Origin of the sequence: Streptomyces sp. NPDC002734, assembly GCF_040295685.1 — a bacterium.
Taxonomy (GTDB): domain Bacteria; phylum Actinomycetota; class Actinomycetes; order Streptomycetales; family Streptomycetaceae; genus Streptomyces.
Genome location: NZ_JBEOVU010000009.1, coordinates 159,411 through 179,061, shown reverse-complemented (window position 1 = coordinate 179,061; position 19,651 = coordinate 159,411). Strand labels below are relative to the sequence as shown.

General features: G+C 70.9%; 14 protein-coding genes and 5 tRNA genes. 10 read left to right on the top strand and 9 right to left on the bottom strand.

What is annotated here, in order from left to right:
• Positions 1 to 94: 94 nt before the first annotated feature.
• Positions 95 to 445, bottom strand: a complete 351-nt coding sequence (locus ABT026_RS11105) for a metallopeptidase family protein (protein ID WP_351113867.1) — start codon at positions 443 to 445, stop codon at positions 95 to 97.
• Positions 446 to 550: 105 nt separating this feature from the next.
• Between ABT026_RS11105 and ABT026_RS11100 the strand changes: the two genes are divergently transcribed.
• From ABT026_RS11100 to ABT026_RS11075, 6 genes are all read left to right on the top strand, one after another.
• Positions 551 to 2,149 (top strand): metallophosphoesterase family protein, encoded by a 1,599-nt coding sequence (locus tag ABT026_RS11100; protein ID WP_351113866.1) that lies wholly within the window; start codon positions 551 to 553, stop codon positions 2,147 to 2,149.
• 80 nt (positions 2,150 to 2,229) lie between these two features.
• A tRNA-Glu gene (locus ABT026_RS11095) sits at positions 2,230 to 2,302 on the top strand.
• A gap of 47 nt (positions 2,303 to 2,349) precedes the next feature.
• Positions 2,350 to 2,424, top strand: a tRNA-Asp gene (locus tag ABT026_RS11090).
• Between the two features lie 24 nt (positions 2,425 to 2,448).
• Positions 2,449 to 2,525: transfer RNA gene (locus ABT026_RS11085), tRNA-Phe, on the top strand.
• 149 nt (positions 2,526 to 2,674) lie between these two features.
• Positions 2,675 to 6,670, top strand: coding sequence for an ATP-dependent RNA helicase HrpA (hrpA, locus tag ABT026_RS11080; protein WP_351113865.1), 3,996 nt, complete (start codon positions 2,675 to 2,677; stop codon positions 6,668 to 6,670).
• 126 nt (positions 6,671 to 6,796) lie between these two features.
• Positions 6,797 to 6,871 (top strand) — tRNA-Asp (locus ABT026_RS11075).
• 860 nt (positions 6,872 to 7,731) lie between these two features.
• On the opposite strand, the gene bldC is transcribed toward ABT026_RS11075, so the two are convergent.
• A complete protein-coding gene (bldC, locus tag ABT026_RS11070; RefSeq protein ID WP_003949541.1) occupies positions 7,732 to 7,938 on the bottom strand; it encodes a developmental transcriptional regulator BldC in 207 nt (68 codons plus the stop codon).
• Positions 7,939 to 8,424: 486 nt separating this feature from the next.
• The gene (locus ABT026_RS11065; protein WP_351113864.1) at positions 8,425 to 9,267 is read right to left on the bottom strand and encodes a DUF8083 family protein; all 843 of its coding nucleotides are present in this window, start codon (positions 9,265 to 9,267) and stop codon (positions 8,425 to 8,427) included.
• 247 nt (positions 9,268 to 9,514) lie between these two features.
• On the opposite strand from ABT026_RS11065, the gene ABT026_RS11060 reads away from it, so the two are divergent.
• Together ABT026_RS11060 and ABT026_RS11055 are read left to right on the top strand one after the other, a co-directional pair.
• Positions 9,515 to 10,594, top strand: a complete 1,080-nt coding sequence (locus ABT026_RS11060; RefSeq protein WP_351113899.1) for a Leu/Phe/Val dehydrogenase — start codon at positions 9,515 to 9,517, stop codon at positions 10,592 to 10,594.
• A gap of 426 nt (positions 10,595 to 11,020) precedes the next feature.
• A complete protein-coding gene (locus tag ABT026_RS11055; protein ID WP_108956261.1) occupies positions 11,021 to 11,266 on the top strand; it encodes a DUF3073 domain-containing protein in 246 nt (81 codons plus the stop codon).
• Positions 11,267 to 11,421: 155 nt separating this feature from the next.
• Here the strand turns inward: ABT026_RS11055 and purM are convergent, their stop codons facing one another.
• The 6 genes from purM to purS all read right to left on the bottom strand — a co-directional run bounded on the left by purM (position 11,422) and on the right by purS (position 18,688).
• The gene (gene purM, locus ABT026_RS11050; RefSeq protein WP_351113863.1) at positions 11,422 to 12,489 is read right to left on the bottom strand and encodes a phosphoribosylformylglycinamidine cyclo-ligase; all 1,068 of its coding nucleotides are present in this window, start codon (positions 12,487 to 12,489) and stop codon (positions 11,422 to 11,424) included.
• Between the two features lie 111 nt (positions 12,490 to 12,600).
• Positions 12,601 to 14,121 carry an amidophosphoribosyltransferase gene (purF, locus tag ABT026_RS11045; RefSeq protein ID WP_351113862.1) on the bottom strand — a complete coding sequence of 507 codons (1,521 nt, stop codon included), beginning with the start codon at positions 14,119 to 14,121 and terminating at the stop codon, positions 12,601 to 12,603.
• Between the two features lie 279 nt (positions 14,122 to 14,400).
• Positions 14,401 to 15,210 (bottom strand): sterol carrier family protein, encoded by an 810-nt coding sequence (locus ABT026_RS11040; protein WP_351113861.1) that lies wholly within the window; start codon positions 15,208 to 15,210, stop codon positions 14,401 to 14,403.
• A gap of 258 nt (positions 15,211 to 15,468) precedes the next feature.
• Positions 15,469 to 17,730 (bottom strand): phosphoribosylformylglycinamidine synthase subunit PurL, encoded by a 2,262-nt coding sequence (gene purL, locus ABT026_RS11035; protein ID WP_351113859.1) that lies wholly within the window; start codon positions 17,728 to 17,730, stop codon positions 15,469 to 15,471.
• Positions 17,727 to 18,428 (bottom strand): phosphoribosylformylglycinamidine synthase subunit PurQ, encoded by a 702-nt coding sequence (gene purQ, locus ABT026_RS11030; protein WP_351113858.1) that lies wholly within the window; start codon positions 18,426 to 18,428, stop codon positions 17,727 to 17,729. The genes purL and purQ overlap by 4 nt, the downstream gene beginning before the upstream one ends.
• Complete coding sequence (gene purS / locus ABT026_RS11025) at positions 18,425 to 18,688, bottom strand: phosphoribosylformylglycinamidine synthase subunit PurS (protein ID WP_108956272.1); 264 nt, start codon at positions 18,686 to 18,688, stop codon at positions 18,425 to 18,427. Before purS ends, purQ begins: the two co-directional genes overlap by 4 nt.
• A gap of 393 nt (positions 18,689 to 19,081) precedes the next feature.
• Between purS and ABT026_RS11020 the strand changes: the two genes are divergently transcribed.
• Both ABT026_RS11020 and ABT026_RS11015 read left to right on the top strand, forming a co-directional pair.
• Positions 19,082 to 19,402: a histone-like nucleoid-structuring protein Lsr2 gene (locus ABT026_RS11020; RefSeq protein ID WP_351113857.1), complete on the top strand. Its 321-nt coding sequence runs from the start codon at positions 19,082 to 19,084 to the stop codon at positions 19,400 to 19,402.
• 116 nt (positions 19,403 to 19,518) lie between these two features.
• Positions 19,519 to 19,590: transfer RNA gene (locus ABT026_RS11015), tRNA-Gly, on the top strand.
• The last annotated feature ends 61 nt before the right edge of the window (positions 19,591 to 19,651 follow it).

The following is a 19,651-nucleotide window of genomic DNA, read 5'->3' as shown; positions in this document are numbered from 1 at the left end:
GGCGCCGGGGGGCCGGCGCCGGGGCCCGGGGGCCGACGTCGGCGGTCGGGCGTCGGGCGTCGGGCGTCGGGCGTCGGGCGTCGGGCGTCGGGGCTCAGCCGTAGCCGAGGTCGTGCAGGCGCGCGTCGTCGATGCCGAAGTGATGGGCGATCTCGTGAACGACCGTCACCTCCGTCTCGGCGACCGCGTCCTCCCGGGTGTCGCAGAGCCGCAGGGTCGGGTTCCGGTAGATGGTGATCCGGTCCGGCAGCACCCCCGCGTACCACTCGCCCCGTTCGGTGAGCGGCGTCCCCTCGTACAGCCCCAGCAGCTCCGGGTCGTCCGCCGGCGGCTCGTCCTCGACGAACACGGCGACGTTGTCCATCAGCCGTGTCAGCTCGGGCGGGATCCGGTCGAGCGCCTCCGCCACCGTTTCCTCGAACTCCTCGCGCGTCATCTCCAGCACACCGCCATTCTGTGCCACAACGCCCGTCCGCACACCCGCCCGGGCGGTTCCGGCGCCACCTCGCGGAACCGCGTATCCCGCCGGAGACCTGGGCATACGGTCCCAATGCCCCGCTTCGACGTCCGCCTGTCCGCCGTGCCGCACCGCATACGCACCCTGCTGAGGCGGAGGTCCTCCCCGGGCATCCGGCCCGAACCGGGCCACCGCGCGCACCCCGTGGCGCGGGCCGCCGGGCTGGTCGCGGTGGTGCTGGCCGGGGCCTGGCTGGGCCTGCTGACCGTCGGCGTGGTCCGCGCCCCGGTCGGCCCGGTGAACACCACCATGGCCCTGCACCCCTCGGTGGACGGCGGCACCGAGATCCGCATACCGCCGCTGGGCGCGCTGTCCCTGGACACCCACACCGCGCCCTTCCGGCTCCAGGTGGACGTCGACCAGCTGGACGCGGAGCGCTCGCGCGACCTGGTCGACCACCCCGAGCGCATCTCCGGCCTCCAGGACGCCATCGCCGAGGACGTCGGCGACGGCCTCCTCACCCTCGCGGTCCGCTCCGGCGCCGCCGTGGTGGTGGGCGCGACGGCACTGGGGCTGATCGTCTACCGCCGTCCGCGCCGCGCCCTGGCCGCCGGCGGCCTCGCCCTCGCGCTGCTCGGCGCCTCCGGTGCCACCGCCTGGGCCACCTGGAACCCCAACTCGGTGCTCGAGCCCCGGTTCTCCGGCCTGCTCTCCTCGGCCCCCTCGGTGGTGGGCAACGCGCGCAGCATCGTCTCGGACTTCGACGTCTACCAGCAGGAGCTGGCCCGCCTGGTCACCAACGTCACCAAGCTCTACGACGCCACCAGCACCCTCCCGGCCTACCAGCCCGACCCCTCGACGATCCGGGTCCTGCACGTCTCCGACATCCACCTCAACCCGGCCAGCTGGGAGATCGTCGCCTCCCTGGTCGACCAGTACGAGATCGACGTGATCGTGGACTCCGGCGACACCATGGACCACGGCACCAAGGCCGAGAACCGCTTCCTGGACCCCATCCCGGACCTGGGCGCTCCCTACGTCTGGGTGCGCGGCAACCACGACTCCCGCGACACGCAGACGTACGTCTCCGGTCTGGACGGCGTGCACGTGCTGGACGAGGGCGGGGCGGTCGACGTCGCGGGGCTGCGGTTCGCGGGGACCGGCGACCCCCAGTACACGCCCGACCGGAGCAAGCCGCAGGGCGGAAAGGCCGCCGCGGAGCGGGCCGGGGTCCAGCTGGCCGCGGAGATCCGCGACCACCGCCGCGCCGGCAGGCCCGTGGACGTCGCCGTCGTCCACGACCCGCAGGCGGCACGGAAGGTGGACGGCGTGGTCCCGCTGGTGCTGTCCGGCCACATCCACAAGCAGCGCACCTGGCTGATGAAGCTGGGCACCCGGCTGCGCACCGAGGGCTCCACCGGCGGCGGCGGACTGCGGGCGCTGGAGGGGAAGAAGCCGGACCCGATCGAGACGTCGGTCCTCTACTTCGACCGGGACAGCCGCCGGCTCCAGGCCTGGGACGAGATCCGGCTGGGCGGTCTCGGCCTCACGACCGCCGAGGTGAGCCGCCATCTGGTGGAGGAGAACCAGCCGGGCGGGGCCTCCCCCTCGCCCTCCGGTTCCGGCTCCGGATCGCCAGCCGTCCCGTCCACCGCGGAGCCGTCGCCACGACGGTCCGGCGACGGGCGCTAAACGTTTTGGCGATACCCCTCGGCATCACCTATGCTTCTCACGTCCCCGACGCGCTGAGAAGCGCCCAGGCGGGCCGTATAGCCCTCATCGTCTAGCGGCCTAGGACGCCGCCCTTTCAAGGCGGTAGCACGGGTTCGAATCCCGTTGGGGGCACGCAAGATCGTGTGCGACACTGTTCACGCAAGTCGCGCACAAAGCTTGGTCCTGTGGAGCAGTTTGGAGTGCTCGCCACCCTGTCAAGGTGGAGGCCGCGGGTTCAAATCCCGTCAGGACCGCTGAGGTTTCACGTGAAACCTCGTGGCTGGGTAGCTCAGCTGGTACGAGCGTCCGCCTGAAAAGCGGAAGGTCCCCGGTTCGACCCCGGGCCCAGCCACCACCAGGAAGACCCCCTTCGGTTGCCGAAGGGGGTCTTCGCTGTTGCCGTCCTCCTGTCGTCCGCTGTGCCGTCCTCGCTCATGCCGGGGCACCGACCCCCGGTTAATGCGCTCGCCACCCCGTTCGGGAAGGTGCGATCCTGGAATGCGTATGTCTACGCAGCCTGCCTCCGCCCCCGCCGCGCCCGCCTTCGGCGACATCGCCCACCGTCTGGCCCAGCTCTCCCTGCGGGAGGCTCATCGGCTGGGGCGGCGACTCGAGGGCGCCCGGAAGATCCGCAAACCCGAGGCCCGGGCCGCCGTGCTCGCCGAGATCACGGCGGAGGTCGAGAAGGCCGAGGCCCGACTGGCCGAGCGCGCCTCCCGGGTGCCGGCCATCACCTATCCGCAGGCCCTCCCGGTCAGCCAGAAGAAGGACGACATCGCCGAGGCGATCCGCGACCACCAGGTCGTGATCGTCGCGGGTGAGACCGGCTCCGGCAAGACCACCCAGATCCCCAAGATCTGCATGGAGCTGGGCCGCGGCGTCCGCGGGATGATCGGTCACACCCAGCCCCGCCGGATCGCCGCCCGCACGGTGGCCGAGCGCGTGGCCGAGGAGCTGAACACCCCGCTGGGCGAAGCCGTCGGCTGGAAGGTCCGGTTCACCGACCAGGTCGGCCAGAACACCTTCGTCAAGCTGATGACCGACGGCATCCTGCTGGCCGAGATCCAGACCGACCGCGACCTGCGCGCCTACGACACGATCATCATCGACGAGGCGCACGAGCGGTCCCTCAACATCGACTTCCTGCTGGGCTACCTGGCCCAGCTGCTCCCCCGCCGCCCCGACCTCAAGGTCGTCATCACCTCGGCGACCATCGACCCGGAGCGGTTCTCCCGGCACTTCGGCGACGCCCCGATCATCGAGGTCAGCGGCCGGACGTACCCGGTGGAGGTCCGGTACCGCCCGCTCCTCGAGGAGGATTCCGAAGAGGCGGACCGCGACCAGATCACCGCGATCACCGACGCCTGCGAGGAACTCATGGCGGAGGGACCGGGCGACATCCTGGTCTTCCTCTCCGGCGAACGGGAGATCCGCGACACCGCGGACGCGCTCACCAAGAAACGCTTCCGGTCCACCGAGATCCTCCCGCTCTACGCCCGGCTCTCCCACGCCGAGCAGCACCGGGTCTTCCAGCAGCACTCCGGCCGCCGGATCGTGCTGGCCACCAACGTGGCCGAGACCTCGCTGACGGTGCCGGGCATCAAGTACGTGATCGACCCCGGCTTCGCCCGGATCTCCCGCTACAGCCACCGCACCAAGGTGCAGCGGCTGCCGATCGAGCCGGTCTCGCAGGCCAGCGCCAACCAGCGCAAGGGCCGCTGCGGCCGTACCAGCGACGGCATCTGCATCCGCCTGTACTCCGAGGACGACTTCGCGGCGCGCCCGGAGTTCACCGACGCGGAGATCCTGCGCACCAACCTGGCCTCGGTCATCCTCCAGATGACCGCCGCCGGCCTCGGCGACATCGAGAAGTTCCCCTTCATCGACCCGCCGGACCACCGCAACATCCGCGACGGCGTCCAGCTGCTGCAGGAGCTCGGCGCGCTGGACCCGGCGGAGAAGGACCCGCGCAAGCGCCTCACCGACACGGGCCGCAAGCTCGCCCAGCTGCCGGTGGACCCGCGGCTGGCGCGGATGGTCCTGGAGGCCGACCGCAACGGCTGCGTCCGCGAGGTCATGGTGATCGCCTCCGCCCTCTCCATCCAGGACCCGCGCGAGCGGCCCGCCGAGAAGCAGGCGCAGGCCGACCAGCAGCACGCCCGGTTCAAGGACGAGTCCAGCGACTTCCTGACCTTCCTCAACCTGTGGCGTTACGTCCGTGAGCAGCAGAAGGAACGCGGCTCGTCCGCCTTCCGCCGGATGTGCAAGCAGGAGTACCTGAACTTCCTGCGGATCCGCGAGTGGCAGGACATCTACGGCCAGCTCCGGTCGGTGGCCCAGCAGATGGGGATACGCCTCAACGAGGAGGACGCCCCCGAACAGTCCGTGCACGTCTCGCTGCTCGCCGGTCTGCTCTCGCACATCGGCATGAAGGACGTGAAGGACACCGCGACCAACTCCGGGGGCAAGGAGCCCGCGAAGGGCGCCTCGCGGAACGAGTACCTCGGCGCGCGCAACGCCAAGTTCGCGATCTTCCCCGGATCGGCGCTCTTCCGGAAGCCGCCGAGGTTCGTGATGTCCGCCGAGCTGGTCGAGACCTCCCGCCTGTGGGCGCGGGTCAACGCGAAGATCGAGCCGGAGTGGGTGGAGCCGCTCGCCGGTCACCTGCTCAAGCGGACCTACAGCGAACCGCACTGGGAGAAGGACCAGGCCGCGGTGATGGCGTACGAGAAGGTGACGCTCTACGGCGTCCCGATCGTCGCCCAGCGCAAGGTGAACTACGGGCGCATCGACCCCGAGGTCTCCCGCGAACTCTTCATCCGCAACGCCCTGGTGGAGGGCGACTGGCGCACCCACCACAAGTTCTACGCGGACAACCGCAAGCTGCTCACCGAGGTCGAGGAGCTCGAGCACCGGGCCCGCCGCCGGGACATCCTGGTCGACGACGAGACCCTGTACGACTTCTACGACCAGCGGATCCCCGAGCACGTCGTCTCCGGCGCGCACTTCGACTCGTGGTGGAAGCACAAGCGCCAGGAGGAGCCGGACCTGCTCGACTTCGAGCGGTCCATGCTCATCAACGAGAAGGCCGGCCAGGTCACCAAGGACGACTACCCGGACTCCTGGCGGCAGGGCCGGCTCACCTTCCGCGTCACCTACCAGTTCGAGCCCGGCGCGGACGCGGACGGCGTGACCGTGCACATCCCGCTGCAGGTGCTCAACCAGGTGACCGACGAGGGCTTCGACTGGCAGATCCCCGGCCTGCGCGAGGAACTGGTCACCGAGATGATCCGCTCGCTGCCCAAGCCGATCCGCCGCAACTACGTCCCGGCGCCCAACTTCGCGCAGCGGTTCCTCGACGTGGCGGTGCCGGGCCAGGAGCCGCTGGACGTGGCGATGGCGCGGGAGCTGCACCGCATGGTGGGGGTGCGCCTGGAGCCGGGCGACTTCGACCGGTCGAAGGTGCCGGACCACCTCGAGGTCACCTTCCGGATCGTCGACGAGCGGCGCCGCAAGCTGGCCGAGGACAAGGACCTCGAGGCGCTGAAGCTGCGGCTGCGCCCCAAGGCCCGCCAGGCCATCTCCAAGGCCGCCGCGGCGACCGCCGAGCGCTCGGGCGGCCCCTCGCTGGAGCAGACGGGGCTGACCGACTGGACGATCGGCACGCTGATCCGGGTCTTCGAGACCAAGCGGGCCGGCCAGCCGGTGAAGGCCTTCCCGGCGCTGGTGGACGACGGCGACACGGTATCGGTACGGCTGTTCGACAGCGAGGCCGAGCAGGCCGAGGCCATGTGGCGGGGCACCCGGCGGCTGATCGTGCGCAACATCCCGGTCAACCCGGCGAAGTTCGCGCTGGACCGGCTCTCCAACGCGCAGAAGCTGGCGCTGTCGGCCACCCCGCACGGCTCCGTGCAGGCGCTGTTCGACGACTGCGCGCTCGCGGCAGCGGACAAGCTGATCGCGGACTTCGGAGGTCCGGCGTGGGACGAGGAGTCCTACCGGAAGCTCTACGACAAGGTGCGGGCCGAGATCGTGGACACCACGGTGCGCGCGGTCGGTCAGGTGCAGCAGGTGCTGGCCGCCTGGCAGGCCTGCGAGCGGCGGCTGAAGTCGGTCAGGAGCCCCGCCCTGCTCGCCAACCTCACCGACGTCCGCAGGCAGTTGGACGGCCTCGTGAAGCCGGGCTTCGTCACCGAGGCCGGACTCACGCGGCTGCCGCACCTGATGCGGTACCTGGTCGCGGCGGACCGGCGGCTGCAGCAGATGGCCACCAACGTCCAGCGGGACACCACCCGCATGGAGAAGGTGCACGAGATGCAGGACGAGTACGCCTGGCTCCTGGAGCAGATGCCGCAGGGCCGTCCGGTGCCGCAGGCGGTGCGGGAGGTGCGGTGGATGCTCGAGGAGCTGCGGGTCAGCTACTTCGCGCACGCCCTGGGGACGGCCTACCCGGTCTCGGACAAGCGGATCGTGAAGACCATCGACGGGCTGGCTCCCTGAGCGGCCTCGAACGGGTGACGAGCGGCTGACCCACAGTGAGTTCGACCAGGCGGCCGCACTCCTGTAGAGTCCTTCTCGCAGCACAGCGCAGGGGACCGAACAGGAAACCTACGGTGTGAAGCACCTGGTCCTGTGGAGCAGTTTGGAGTGCTCGCCACCCTGTCAAGGTGGAGGCCGCGGGTTCAAATCCCGTCAGGACCGCACTTCTTCGAAGGCCCGCACCTCATCGGTGCGGGCCTTCGTCGTGTGTGCGCACAGCTGAGCCCGCCGAGGCCGGCGAGCTCACCGGGACCGCCGACAGCCCCACGAGAGGCCGGCCGGGCCCCGGGTCCGGCCAGGGGCCGGGTGTGGGGAAGGCCCGGCGGGGCATGCGGGTCCGGGAGGACGTCCCCGAAAGAGCGTCAGAAACCGACCACAGCCCCCGAAAGGCCCCTCCGGTCCCCCCGCGCCCCGGCGCACCCCGCAGGGCCTCACGCGCCTCGCGAGGGCCCCGCACTCCGGCGGCGCGAGGTGTGCGGGGAGCCCGCCGCACCGACGGGCGCCGGCGGCCGCATATGCCGCTGTCCCGTCCAATAGCGCACAGGTCACACCGGCAACAAGCCGTCGTCGGTGTGAAAGGTGTCACCTCAACAGTTTTTGAAAGGGGTGTAGTTAACCCCCGCTTACATCATGTCAATTTTATATGTGCAATTGCACTCTCCCGCAGGCCCGCCCCGGGATCTCGTCGGCGCCCTGACCGCCGCTCTGATCTGCGCGGACGCGCAGGGGGTGGAGATCCGCCGGAGGTCCCGCGAAGAGGCCTTGGAGAGGCCTTCAGTCACCGTCCCGAGGGCAAAAAAAGATCGCGCTGGACCCGGCGGAGTCCAGCGCGATCGACGACGCGTCAACGTGCAAGGGGATGTCCGAGAAGCCCGGAGGCCCTGGACCAGGTCCTGTTGGGGCAGGACCGGCGTCGTGTGGAGCTGAGTGACGGACGTCTCGGCGGCTGGGGGACCGCCTCGCGCGTCCAGCTATTCAATTGTGGGCACCGTGATCGCCACGGACCTTCGAATCAATGGCTGTCAGGCCTCGCTACGCTGCTGGGGGATGCCCGCCAGCAGTGCGCGGACCTCGGCCTCGCGGTAGCGCCGGTGCCCGCCGAGCGTGCGGATCGACGTGAGCTTGCCGGCCTTCGCCCACCGCGTCACCGTCTTGGGGTCGACGCGGAACATGGTGGCGACCTCAGCCGGGGTCAGCAGCGGCTCGGCATCAGGGGTGCGAGCGGTCATGAGCGGCCTCCTCGGGAGAACCGACGTTCTCGGTTCTTTCCTCTAAATTCTGCACCTTGACCCGCGTTGCCCGAAATGGCGGACGCGAGTCGAGTCGGTTATAGGACGAACGGCTTGTCCTCGGCACTACAACTACACCATCTGTCCAGCCGCGTCGGCCAAACCGATGGAATTGCCCTCCCAGGTGTTCATCAGCGACGGAAGCCGATGGACCGTGCCATAACGGACAGTCACTCCACTGTGACGATCAGTCACAGAGTCCACAGAGGCCATCAGACCCCCCAGGCGTTCAGCGCCGATGCCCGCCCAGGCGGACAGCAGGAGCCCTCCCCGGGCTCCTTGTCCTATTTTGGCATGAGGGGTGGCAAGATACGCAAGGGCCGGGTACGTGCACTCCGTCACGCTTAGGGATATGTGTCCGTTTCGTGACGGGCGTGCATCCGGGTCCGGCGCGCTCCGGGGGCTCACCACCGCACGCTCCGGGCGTCAGCTGGCCAGCCCGCGTTGCCGGACCGCCCGCCACCGGTCCACCAGACGCTCGTACGCCTCGCCGGCCGCCTCCCCGTCGCCGTCCCGCAGCGCCGCCAGGGCCTCGGCCGCGTCCGCCGCCGAGTGGTCCTCGGCGAGGTCGTCGGCCGGGAGGGCGTGCACCAGCCCTCCGTAGTCCAGCTCCACCAGGGAGCGCGGGTGGAACTCCTCCAGCCACCGGCCCACCCCGACCAGCGCCTCGGTCATCGCCCCCTCCCCCACCGACTCGCGCACCGTGCGCAGGCCACGCGCCAGGCGCCGCCGGGCGTCGGCCATGCGGGTCCGGTAGCGGAGCACCGGCACCGCGCCGTCCGCGCCGGGGCGCCACTCCCTTTCCTCGTCGGCGACCAGCACGAACCAGTGCCCCGGGACGTGCCAGGTGGCGCTGTGGATCCAGGGCCGGGCGTCCGGATGACGGGTCAGCCACCGCTCGTAGTCGCGGCCGGCCTCCTCGCGCACCACCGGCGGCAGCACGGCGTCCAGGACGGTCGGCGGGAGGTCCGTGCCGACGTCCCGCAGCGCCTGCCAGCCGCGCAGCCGGGTCCGCCAGGGACACACGCAGACCACGCCGTCCACCTCCGTGACGAACGCGTCCCCGCTCTCGTGCGCCGGCACCGGCGACGGCGGGGTGGCCAGCAGGTCGGCGAGGGAACGCCGCAGCTCGTCCTGGCAGGTGGGCCGTCCCGGACGGGCCGCGTAACGCTCCCAGTGGGCGCGCTCCTCCCGGGGGAAGGCGGCCAGTGGCTCGTAGACCCGCAGATAGGCCGGATAGGGAACGATCACCGAGGTCACCTTGGGCACCCCTCCACCCTCCCCGAGGGCCGACGTCCGAAACCCGTCCCACCCGGATCCGAAGTGGGCGCAATGCTGGGAAAAGCAGCCAGAACCGTCTAGGCCCGGACCGGCGCGTACTCCTCGCGTGGATGATCCTGCGTGGAGGCGGTCAGGGCGGCTCTCCAGGCTCTACCCTCGTGCCACGGTTCCCGCCACCCGTACGGGGACCGCCGTAACCGCCGCTTCTCATCCAGGAGTCACCACCGTGACCGAAATGACCGACGGCGTCCTGCACACCCTGTTCCAGTCGGAGCAAGGGGGGCATGAGCAGGTCGTGCTCTGCCAGGACCGCGCCAGCGGACTGAAGGCCGTGATCGCCATCCATTCCACCGCCCTGGGCCCCGCCCTCGGCGGGACGCGCTTCCACCCCTACGCCACGGAGGCCGAGGCCGTCGCCGACGCCCTCAACCTGGCCCGCGGGATGTCGTACAAGAACGCCATGGCAGGCCTCGAGCACGGCGGCGGCAAGGCGGTGATCATAGGGGACCCGGAGAAGCACAAGACCGACGAACTCCTGCGCGCCTACGGCCGGTTCGTCGCCTCGCTGGGCGGCCGGTACGTGACGGCCTGCGACGTCGGCACCTACGTCGCCGACATGGACGTGGTGGCCCAGGAGTGCCGTTGGACCACCGGGCGCTCCCCGCAGAACGGCGGGGCGGGCGACTCCTCGGTCCTCACCTCGTTCGGCGTCTTCCAGGGCATGCGGGCCTCCGCCCAGCACCTGTGGGGCGACCCCACGCTGCGCGGCCGCACGGTCGGCATCGCCGGCGTCGGCAAGGTCGGGCGCCACCTGGTGGAGCACCTGCTGTCGGACGGCGCCGAGGTGATCGTCACCGACGTCCGCGAGGAGGCCGTGCGGGCGCTGCTCGCGCAGCACCCCTCGGTGCGGGTCGCGGCGGACGCGGAGGAACTGGTCCGCACGCCGGGCCTGGACATCTACGCCCCGTGCGCCCTCGGCGGCGCGCTCGACGACGCCACCGTGGCGGCGCTCACCGCGACGGTGGTGTGCGGCGCGGCCAACAACCAGCTGGCGCACCCCGGCATCGAGAAGGACCTCGCCGACCGGGGCATCCTCTACGCGCCGGACTACGTGGTGAACGCCGGCGGCGTGATCCAGGTGGCCGACGAGCTCCTCGGTTTCGACTTCGACCGTGCCAAGGCGAAGGCGACGAAGATCTTCGACACCACCCTGGAGCTGTTCGCCCGGGCGAAGACGGACGGCATCCCGCCGGCCGCCGCGGCCGACCGGATCGCCGAGCAGAGGATGGCCGAATCCCGTCGGTCGGGCCGATGATCCGGTCCGCCTGACCCGGCGGCACCCTCGCGCACGAGACCGGCGCGTCATCTTCTCGCCCGACCCTTCGCCCTCCGGAGTGAAGAATCGTGTCGGTGACGAGGTGGTGACGCGCCGGTTTCGTGCGGATGATCGCCTCGCGGCACCGGTGTTCGGAGGTCAGAGGTCCGGACAGCGGGAGACAACTGTCACTTCTCCGGGCGGGTCTTCCGGGCGGAAGTGGTTAAAATCGTCACTGACCAGCGGGGACAGGGCACCTCGCGGGTACTGGGCACACACGCTTGGTGCGGGCGACGTACCGTATGGGCGTGGGCTCAGGTACCGTGGAAGCCCTACAGACCGGTCTCTCTGCGGAGAGTCCGTTCTGGATCATGAACGCGTCAAGACTCTGGGGCCGTCGCGCCCCGTCGTTGAGGGGGTCGAGCCATGGGGCGCGGCCGGGCCAAGGCCAAGCAGACGAAGGTCGCCCGCCAGCTGAAGTACAACAGCGGCGGGACGGATCTCTCACGCCTGGCCGAGGAGCTGGGCGCATCGACGTCGAATCCGACGCCTAACGGCGAGCGGTTCGAGGACGATGAGCAGGACGACGACCTGTATTCGCGGTACGCCGAGCTCTACGGGGCCGACGACGAGGACGAGGACGAAGAGTCCTCTCACCGTCGCGGCGCCTGACAGCGTTCACCGCTCATACCGATCTGGACCCGGTTCGGTGCTTCGGCACCGAGCCGGGTTCAGTGTTGCCCCGGACCGCTGGGACCGGCCGGCGCCGCCAACGGAGTGCCACCCGGTCCCGGCGGACGACGCGCCCGCCGGGACCGGCGGCGTGATCACGCGGCGTAGTCGCCGGTCAGCTCCGCGCCCGTGGCGTGCTCGCCCCGGGCGACGATCTCGCCGGCCACCCAGGACTCGACTCCGCGGTCGGCCAGCGTGGACAGGGCGACCTCGACCGACTCCTGCGGGACGACGGCCATCATGCCGACGCCCATGTTCAGGGTCTTCTCCAGCTCCAGCCGCTCGACCTGGCCGGTCCGGCCGACCAGCGAGAAGATCGGGTCCGGCGTCCAGGTGGACCGGTCGATCACGGCGTGCAGACCGTCCGGGATCACCCGGGCCAGGTTGGCCGCCAGGCCGCCGCCGGTGATGTGGCTGAAGGCGTGCACCTCGCAGGTGCGCATCAGGGCCAGGCAGTCCAGCGAGTAGATCTTGGTCGGTTCCAGCAGCTCCTCGCCGAGGGTGCGGCCCAGCTCCTCGACGTGGGCGTCGAGCGCCATGCCGGCGCGCTCGAGCAGCACGTGGCGCACCAGCGAGTAGCCGTTGGAGTGCAGACCGGAGGAGGCCATCGCGATCACCGCGTCGCCCTCCCGGATCCGGTCCGGGCCGAGCAGCGCGTCGGCCTCGACCACGCCCGTGCCGGCGCCGGCCACGTCGAAGTCGTCGGCCCCGAGCAGGCCCGGGTGCTCCGCCGTCTCGCCGCCGACCAGGGCGCAGCCGGCCAGGACGCAGCCCTCGGCGATGCCCTTGACGATGGCGGCCACCCGCTCGGGGTGGACCTTGCCCACGCAGATGTAGTCGGTCATGAAGAGCGGCTCGGCGCCGCAGACCACGATGTCGTCCATGACCATGGCGACCAGGTCGTGGCCGATGGTGTCGTAGACGCCCATCTGCCGGGCGATGTCGACCTTGGTGCCGACGCCGTCGGTGGCCGAGGCGAGCAGCGGGCGCTCGTAGTTCTTGAGGGCGGAGGCGTCGAAGAGGCCGGCGAAACCGCCGAGGCCGCCGAGCACCTCGGGGCGCTGCGTCTTCTTCACCCATTCCTTCATGAGCTCGACGGCGCGGTCGCCCGCCTCGATGTCGACGCCTGCAGCCGCGTAGCTGGCACCTGTCTCAGTGGACATGACTGTGTGAGCTTTCTGTCGGGTGTACAGCTGGAGCGCTGCGAGGAATCTGCGAGAGGCCGGAGGCCGTCGCCGGGCCCCGCGAGGGACCCGGCGACGCGCGTCGGCGGGCTACGGACGCCGGATGGCGGCGCTGGCGGCGGTCTCCACCGGCGCGGCCAGCTCCGTCTCGAGCAGCTGCTTGCCGAGCAGCTCGGGGTCGGGCAGGTCCATCGGGTACTCGCCGTCGAAGCAGGCACGGCAGAGGTTCGGCTTGGCGATGGTGGTCGCCTCGATCATGCCGTCGATGGAGATGTAGGCGAGCGAGTCGGCGCCGAGCGAGGTGCCGATCTCGTCGATGCTCATGCCGTTGGCGATCAGCTCCGCGCGGGTGGCGAAGTCGATGCCGAAGAAGCAGGGCCACTTCACCGGCGGCGAGGAGATCCGGATGTGGACCTCGGCCGCGCCGGCCTCGCGGAGCATCCGGACCAGTGCGCGCTGGGTGTTGCCGCGGACGATGGAGTCGTCCACCACGACCAGGCGCTTGCCCTTGATGACTTCCTTGAGCGGGTTCAGCTTCAGCCGGATGCCCAGCTGGCGGATGGTCTGCGAAGGCTGGATGAAGGTCCGGCCGACGTAGGCGTTCTTGACCAGGCCCGCGCCGAACGGGATGCCGGAGGCCTCCGCGTAACCGATCGCGGCGGGGGTGCCGGACTCGGGCGTCGCTATGACCAGGTCGGCCTCGGCGGGCGCCTCGGCGGCGAGGCGGCGGCCCATCTCCACGCGGGAGAGGTACACGTTCCGGCCGGCGATGTCCGTGTCCGGGCGGGCCAGGTACACGTACTCGAAGACGCAGCCCTTGGGGCGCGCCTCGGCGAAGCGGGAGGAGCGCAGGCCGTTCTCGTCTATCGCGACGAACTCGCCGGGCTCGATCTCGCGCACGTAGCTGGCGCCGCAGATGTCCAGCGCCGCCGACTCGGAGGCGATCACCCAGCCGCGCTCCAGCCGGCCCAGGACCAGCGGGCGGATGCCCTGCGGGTCACGGGCGGCGTAGAGCGTGTGCTCGTCCATGAAGACCAGGGAGAAGGCGCCACGCACCTCGGGGAGGATCCGGGAGGCGGCCGCCTCGATGGACAGCGGCTTGCCGTCCTCGTCCGTCTGGCCGGCCAGCAGGGCCGTCACCAGATCGGTGTCGTTGGTCGCGGTGGGGGCGGAGCCGTTGTTCCGCTCCGGCAGCTCGGCGACCAGGCCGGCGAGCTCCGCCGTGTTCACCAGGTTGCCGTTGTGGGCGAGGGCAATGGATCCCTGCGCGGTCGCCCGGAAGGTCGGCTGGGCGTTCTCCCAGACGGAGGCGCCGGTGGTCGAGTAGCGGGCGTGTCCGACCGCGATGTGACCCTGCAGGGAGCTGAGCGAGGATTCGTCGAAGACCTGGGACACGAGGCCCATGTCCTTGAAGACGAGGATCTGGGAGCCGTTGCTGACCGCGATACCCGCGGATTCCTGACCCCGATGCTGGAGGGCGTAGAGCCCGAAGTACGAGAGCTTGGCGACCTCTTCACCCGGAGCCCAGACACCGAAGACGCCGCAAGCGTCCTGGGGGCCCTTTTCGCCGGGAAGAAGGTCGTGATTGAGGAGACCGTCACCACGAGGCACGTCTTCGAGTGTAGGGGAGGACGGCCGTTGCGCCGAATGGAGCAGGATGGGGGCGATTGCCGCCGACGCGGTCCCGGCCGGCCGGGCGGAGCCATGTTTTCGCAGGTCAGAGGTGGTATACGGCCGCGCCGTCGGGCCCGCTGCGGGCGGTGGCGCCGACGGGCGGGGACTTCCGGGGGCCTCACGAGTGAGACGACGCACACCCGCCCGTCCACGGAGCGGACAGCCTCGTCCACGGATCGTGACCCGCGGTCCCCGGGCGGACGCCGCCCGGGGTGGTCAGCCGATCACGGGCAGCCACGGGGACAGGTCGGCGCGCTCCCCGCTCGCGGACACCGAGCCCGCCTCCCGGGCCTGCTCCCAGCCGAGCCGGCCGGACGCGAGACGGAGCCAGGTCAGCGGGTCGGTCTCGACCACGTTCGGCGGGGTGCCCCGCGTGTGCCGCAGGCCCTCCACGCACTGCACGACGGCGAACGGCGGCACCCGGACCTCGGTGGAGCCGCCCGGCGCGGCGTACGCGAGGGCGTCGGCCAGGACCCGGACGGCCGCGGCCAGGGCCTGCCGGTCCTGGGACGTCTGCGGGCCCCCCACGGCGGCCAGGGCGGCGTTCAGGTCGTCGGTGTGGACGGCGAGTTCGACGCAGCGGGTGGCGAGGTAGTCCGTGAGGGTCAGGGCGCCGGTCCGGGCGGCGAGGAGACGGCGGCCAGGGTGGGCCTCCAGGTCTCCGGCGAGCCGCTCGGCGGTCTCGGCGTAGAGGGCGTCCAGGTCGGGGTGCGCCTCGGCGAGGTCCCGGGCGGACGCGGCGACGCTCTCGGCGTGCCGGGCGGCGGTGCCGGTCCAGGTGGCGGGGATCAACTCGGCCTTGGGCGGCTCGGGAAGGTCCAGCAGACGGCTGGTGCTGCCGACGGCGAAGGCGATGTGGGCGACGAGGTCACGGACCGTCCAGTCGCCCATCCGCGCGGGGGCGGCGAGCTGCTCGGGCGTCAGGTCCCCGACGGTCCGGCGCACGTTGGCGAACTGGGCCAGCACCGCGGTGCGGGTGCGGAGCGGGTCGTAGGTGCGGGGCTTCTTCCGGGTACCGGGTGCCATACGGGCGAGCGTAACGGGTGCCTACCCGACGCCGGACGCACCGTCACCTGAGGCCGGACGGCCGGGCACCGGGCCGGACGCGCAGGCAACCACGGACCCCACCGTGCGCGCGGCCGGAGCGGAAAAGGCGGGCGACCGTCGCCAGACCCCCGAGCCGTGGCCCGGGTCTCTCGGGGCCGAACGCGCGGGCGACCGTGCCCCGACGTGAAGGCACCCGGCGCCGCGTGGGGCGGGCCGGGTGCCTTGGAGCGGGTCGGGTCAGGCGAGCAGACCCTCGATCACGCCCTCGTGGGCGGACCGCAGTTCGGTCAGGGGGAGCGTGAACTCGCCCTGGACCTCGACCGCGTCGCCGTCGACCACTCCGATCCGGGTGGCCGGCAGGCCCCGCGCGCCGCACATGTCGGTGAAGCGCAGCTCCTCGGAGCGCGGCACCGACACGACGGCGCGGCCCGCGGACTCGGAGAAGAGGAAGGTGAACGCGTCCAGCCCGTCCGGCACGACCAGCCGCGCGCCCTTCCCGCCCTCGAGGGCGGACTCGACCACGGCCTGGATCAGGCCGCCGTCGGACAGGTCGTGGGCGGCGTCGACCATGCCGTCACGGGAGGCGGAGATCAGGATCTCGCCGAGCAGCCGCTCCCGCTCCAGGTCCACCTTGGGCGGCAGGCCGCCGAGGTGGTCGTGGATCACCTGCGACCAGGCGGAGCCGCCGAACTCCGGCTCGGTGTCGCCGAGCAGGTAGATCAGCTGGCCCTCCTCGCGGAAGGCGGCCGGGGTGCGGCGGGCCACGTCGTCGATCACGCCGAGCACGGCGACGACCGGCGTCGGGTGGATGGCCGCCTCGCCCGTCTGGTTGTAGAGCGAGACGTTGCCGCCGGTGACCGGGGTGCCGAGCTGGAGGCAGCCGTCGGCCAGACCGCGCACGGCCTCCACGAACTGCCACATCACCGCGGGGTCCTCGGGGGAGCCGAAGTTGAGGCAGTCCGAGACGGCCAGCGGCTTGGCGCCGGTGGCGGCCACGTTGCGGTAGGCCTCGGCCAGCGCGAGCTGCGCGCCCGTGTACGGGTCGAGCTTGGCGTAGCGGCCGTTGCCGTCCGTGGCGATGGCGACGCCGAGGCCGGTCTCCTCGTCGACCCGGATCATGCCGGAGTCGCCCTCGGTGCGGGCGAGGACCGTGTTGCCCTGCACGAGGTGGTCGTACTGGGAGGTGATCCACGCCTTGGAGGCCTGGTTCGGGGAGCCGACCAGCTTCAGAACCTGGGCCCGCAGCTCGTCGGAGCTCTCCGGACGGGGCAGCTTGGCGGCGTCGTCGGCCTGGAGCGCGTCCTGCCAGTCGGGGCGCGCGTACGGGCGGTCGTAGACCGGGCCCTCGTGGGCGACGGTCCGCGCGTCGACGTCGACGATCTTGCCGCCGTGCCAGTAGATCTCCAGCCGGTCGCCGTCGGTGACCTCGCCGATGACGGTGGCGATGACGTCCCACTTCTCGCAGATCTCGAGGAAGCGGTCGACCTTCGCCGGCTCGACCACGGCGCACATGCGCTCCTGCGACTCGCTCATGAGGATCTCCTCGGGCGAGAGCGTGGAGTCGCGCAGCGGCACGTCGTCGAGCTCGACGCGCATGCCGCCGGAGCCGTTGGAGGCGAGCTCGGAGGTGGCGCAGGACAGGCCGGCCGCACCGAGGTCCTGGATGCCGACGACGAGCTTCTCCCGGAAGGCCTCCAGGGTGCACTCGATGAGGAGCTTCTCCTGGAAGGGGTCGCCCACCTGGACGGCCGGGCGCTTGGAGGGCTTGGCGTCGTCGAAGGTCTCGGAGGCGAGGATGGACGCGCCGCCGATGCCGTCGCCGCCGGTGCGGGCCCCGTAGAGGATGACCTTGTTGCCGGCGCCGGACGCCTTGGCCAGGTGGATGTCCTCGTGGCGCATCACGCCGATGGCGCCGGCGTTGACCAGCGGGTTGCCCTGGTAGCAGGCGTCGAAGACGACCTCGCCGCCGATGTTGGGCAGGCCCAGGCAGTTGCCGTAGCCGCTGATGCCCGCGACCACGCCGGGCAGCACGCGCCGGGTGTCGGGGTGGTCGGCCGCGCCGAAGCGCAGCGGGTCGACCACGGCGACCGGGCGGGCGCCCATCGCGATGATGTCGCGCACGATGCCGCCGACGCCGGTCGCGGCGCCCTGGTAGGGCTCCACGTACGACGGGTGGTTGTGCGACTCCACCTTGAAGGTGACCGCGTAGCCCTGGCCGACGTCGACCACACCGGCGTTTTCGCCGATGCCGACCAGCATCGCCTCGGACTGCGGGGCCTTCTCGCCGAACTGGCGCAGGTGGACCTTGGAGGACTTGTACGAGCAGTGCTCGGACCACATCACCGAGTACATGGCGAGTTCGGCGCCGGTCGGGCGGCGGCCGAGGATCTCGCGGATGCGCGCGTACTCGTCCTTGTTCAGGCCGAGTTCGGCCCAGGGCTGCTCCACGTCGGGGGTCGCGGCCGCGTGCTCGACCGTGTCCAGAGGGGTGCGGCTCATGCGGTGACCAGCTTCTTGAGGATCGAGGTGAAGAACGGCAGGCCGTCGGTGCCGCCGCCGGTGAGGGACTCCACGGCGTGCTCCGGGTGCGGCATCAGGCCGACGACGTTCCCGGCCTCGTTGGTGATGCCGGCGATGTTCCGCAGCGAGCCATTGGGGTTGCCGTAGCCGTCCGCGTCCGCGCCGTCGGTCAGGTAGCGGAAGGCCACCCGCCCCTCGGCCTCCAGCTTGTCGAGCGTGTACTCGTCCGCGGTGTAGCGGCCGTCGGCGTTCTTCAGCGGGATCAGGATCTCCTGGCCCGCCTCGTAGTCCGAGGTCCAGGCGGTGTCCGCGTTCTCCACCCGCAGCTTCTGGTCACGGCAGATGAAGTGCAGGTGGTTGTTGCGCAGCATCGCGCCGGGCAGCAGGTGCGTCTCGGCGAGGATCTGGAAGCCGTTGCAGATGCCGAGGACCGGGAGGCCGGCCTTGGCCTGCTCGATGAGCGTCTCCATCACCGGCGAGAAGCGGGAGATGGCGCCGGCCCGCAGGTAGTCGCCGTAGGAGAACCCGCCCGGCAGCACGACGGCGTCGACCTGCTTGAGGTCCTTGTCCTTGTGCCAGAGGGCGACGGGCTCGGCCCCGGCGATCCGGATCGCGCGCTGCGCGTCACGGTCGTCGAGGCTTCCGGGGAAAGTGACGACGCCGATACGGGTGGTCACTTCGCCGCCTCCGCGACTTCCTCCACCTTGACGGTGAAGTCCTCGATCACGGTGTTCGCGAGGAAGGATTCGGCGAGCTCGTGGATACGGGCGAGGGCCGCATCGTCGACGGGGCCGTCGACCTCGAGCTCGAAACGCTTTCCCTGACGGACGTCGGAGATGCCCTCGAAACCGAGGCGCGGCAGCGCGCGCTGGACCGCCTGGCCCTGGGGGTCGAGGATCTCCGGCTTGAGCATGACGTCGACTACGACGCGTGCCACTGGCACTCCCGATGTTGGTGCTGAGCAGGTTCCTTCAGACTACCCGGACAAAATTTCTACGCGGGTAGATTAGTAGGAAACTACGTGTTCCGCATCACTTCAGGATGAGTCTTTCCTTGATCCCCCGGGCATTGCCGGACATGATCGCCGGGCCGCCGGAAAAGGAGGTGACGATTCTCCTGGATTTCGTGGCGCAACCCGCGAAACGATTTCCCCGCACTTCCCCTTATGACGACCGGCCCTGTACAAAGTAATTGTCGGCCGGAGGACATTCGGCCGTCACAACCGGACGGCCCGGTGGTCCACGGCGCGTCCCGGACGACGTTTCGGCACGTCACGCCGTTCGACGGCATCCGGGAACCGACGGGGTCCCGCAGGAAAGGACCGATATTCGTGGCTCAGCGTGTCGTGGTCACCCTCTCCGACGACATCGACGGCTCACAGGCGGCGGAAACGGTCGCTTTCGGCCTCGACGGCCGGACGTACGAGATCGACCTGAACGAAACGAATGCCGGGAAGCTGCGCGACGCGCTCGCCCCGTACGTCGAGGCGGGCCGTAAGCGCGCGCGTTCCGGAAAGGTCTACCGGCAGACCGAGGTCGCGCCCGACCCGGCGGCCGTGCGGGCCTGGGCCCAGGCGCACAGCATGGAGGTGCCGGCCCGCGGCCGCATCCCCAAGCGGGTCTACGAGGCGTTCGCGGCGGCGCGGAGCTGACGGGTCGGACGACTTCCGCGCCCCTCCGGCGAATGGACTTGCGCAGCACCCCGGGTGATCAGTTAGAGTTCAGGCACGCCGAGGGGCGAGGCCGGAAGGCCGGAACCCCGAACCGTGCGGGTGTAGTTCAGTAGTAGAACACCCCCCTTCCAGGGGGGAGGCGCAGTGTGCGATCCCTGTCACCCGCTCTTCATCGGCCGATCCGGTCCGGAGTACCCCTCCGCATCCGGTAGGCTGGTGCTCGCACCG

Coding starts and splice junctions, on each gene's coding strand:
- ABT026_RS11100 (WP_351113866.1), top strand. CDS start 551: ATGCCCCGCTTCGACGTCCGCCTGTCCGCCGTGCCGCACCGCATACGC.
- hrpA (WP_351113865.1), top strand. CDS start 2,675: ATGTCTACGCAGCCTGCCTCCGCCCCCGCCGCGCCCGCCTTCGGCGAC.
- bldC (WP_003949541.1), bottom strand. CDS start 7,938: ATGACCGCTCGCACCCCTGATGCCGAGCCGCTGCTGACCCCGGCTGAG.
- ABT026_RS11060 (WP_351113899.1), top strand. CDS start 9,515: ATGACCGACGGCGTCCTGCACACCCTGTTCCAGTCGGAGCAAGGGGGG.
- ABT026_RS11055 (WP_108956261.1), top strand. CDS start 11,021: ATGGGGCGCGGCCGGGCCAAGGCCAAGCAGACGAAGGTCGCCCGCCAG.
- purM (WP_351113863.1), bottom strand. CDS start 12,489: ATGTCCACTGAGACAGGTGCCAGCTACGCGGCTGCAGGCGTCGACATC.
- ABT026_RS11040 (WP_351113861.1), bottom strand. CDS start 15,210: ATGGCACCCGGTACCCGGAAGAAGCCCCGCACCTACGACCCGCTCCGC.
- purL (WP_351113859.1), bottom strand. CDS start 17,730: ATGAGCCGCACCCCTCTGGACACGGTCGAGCACGCGGCCGCGACCCCC.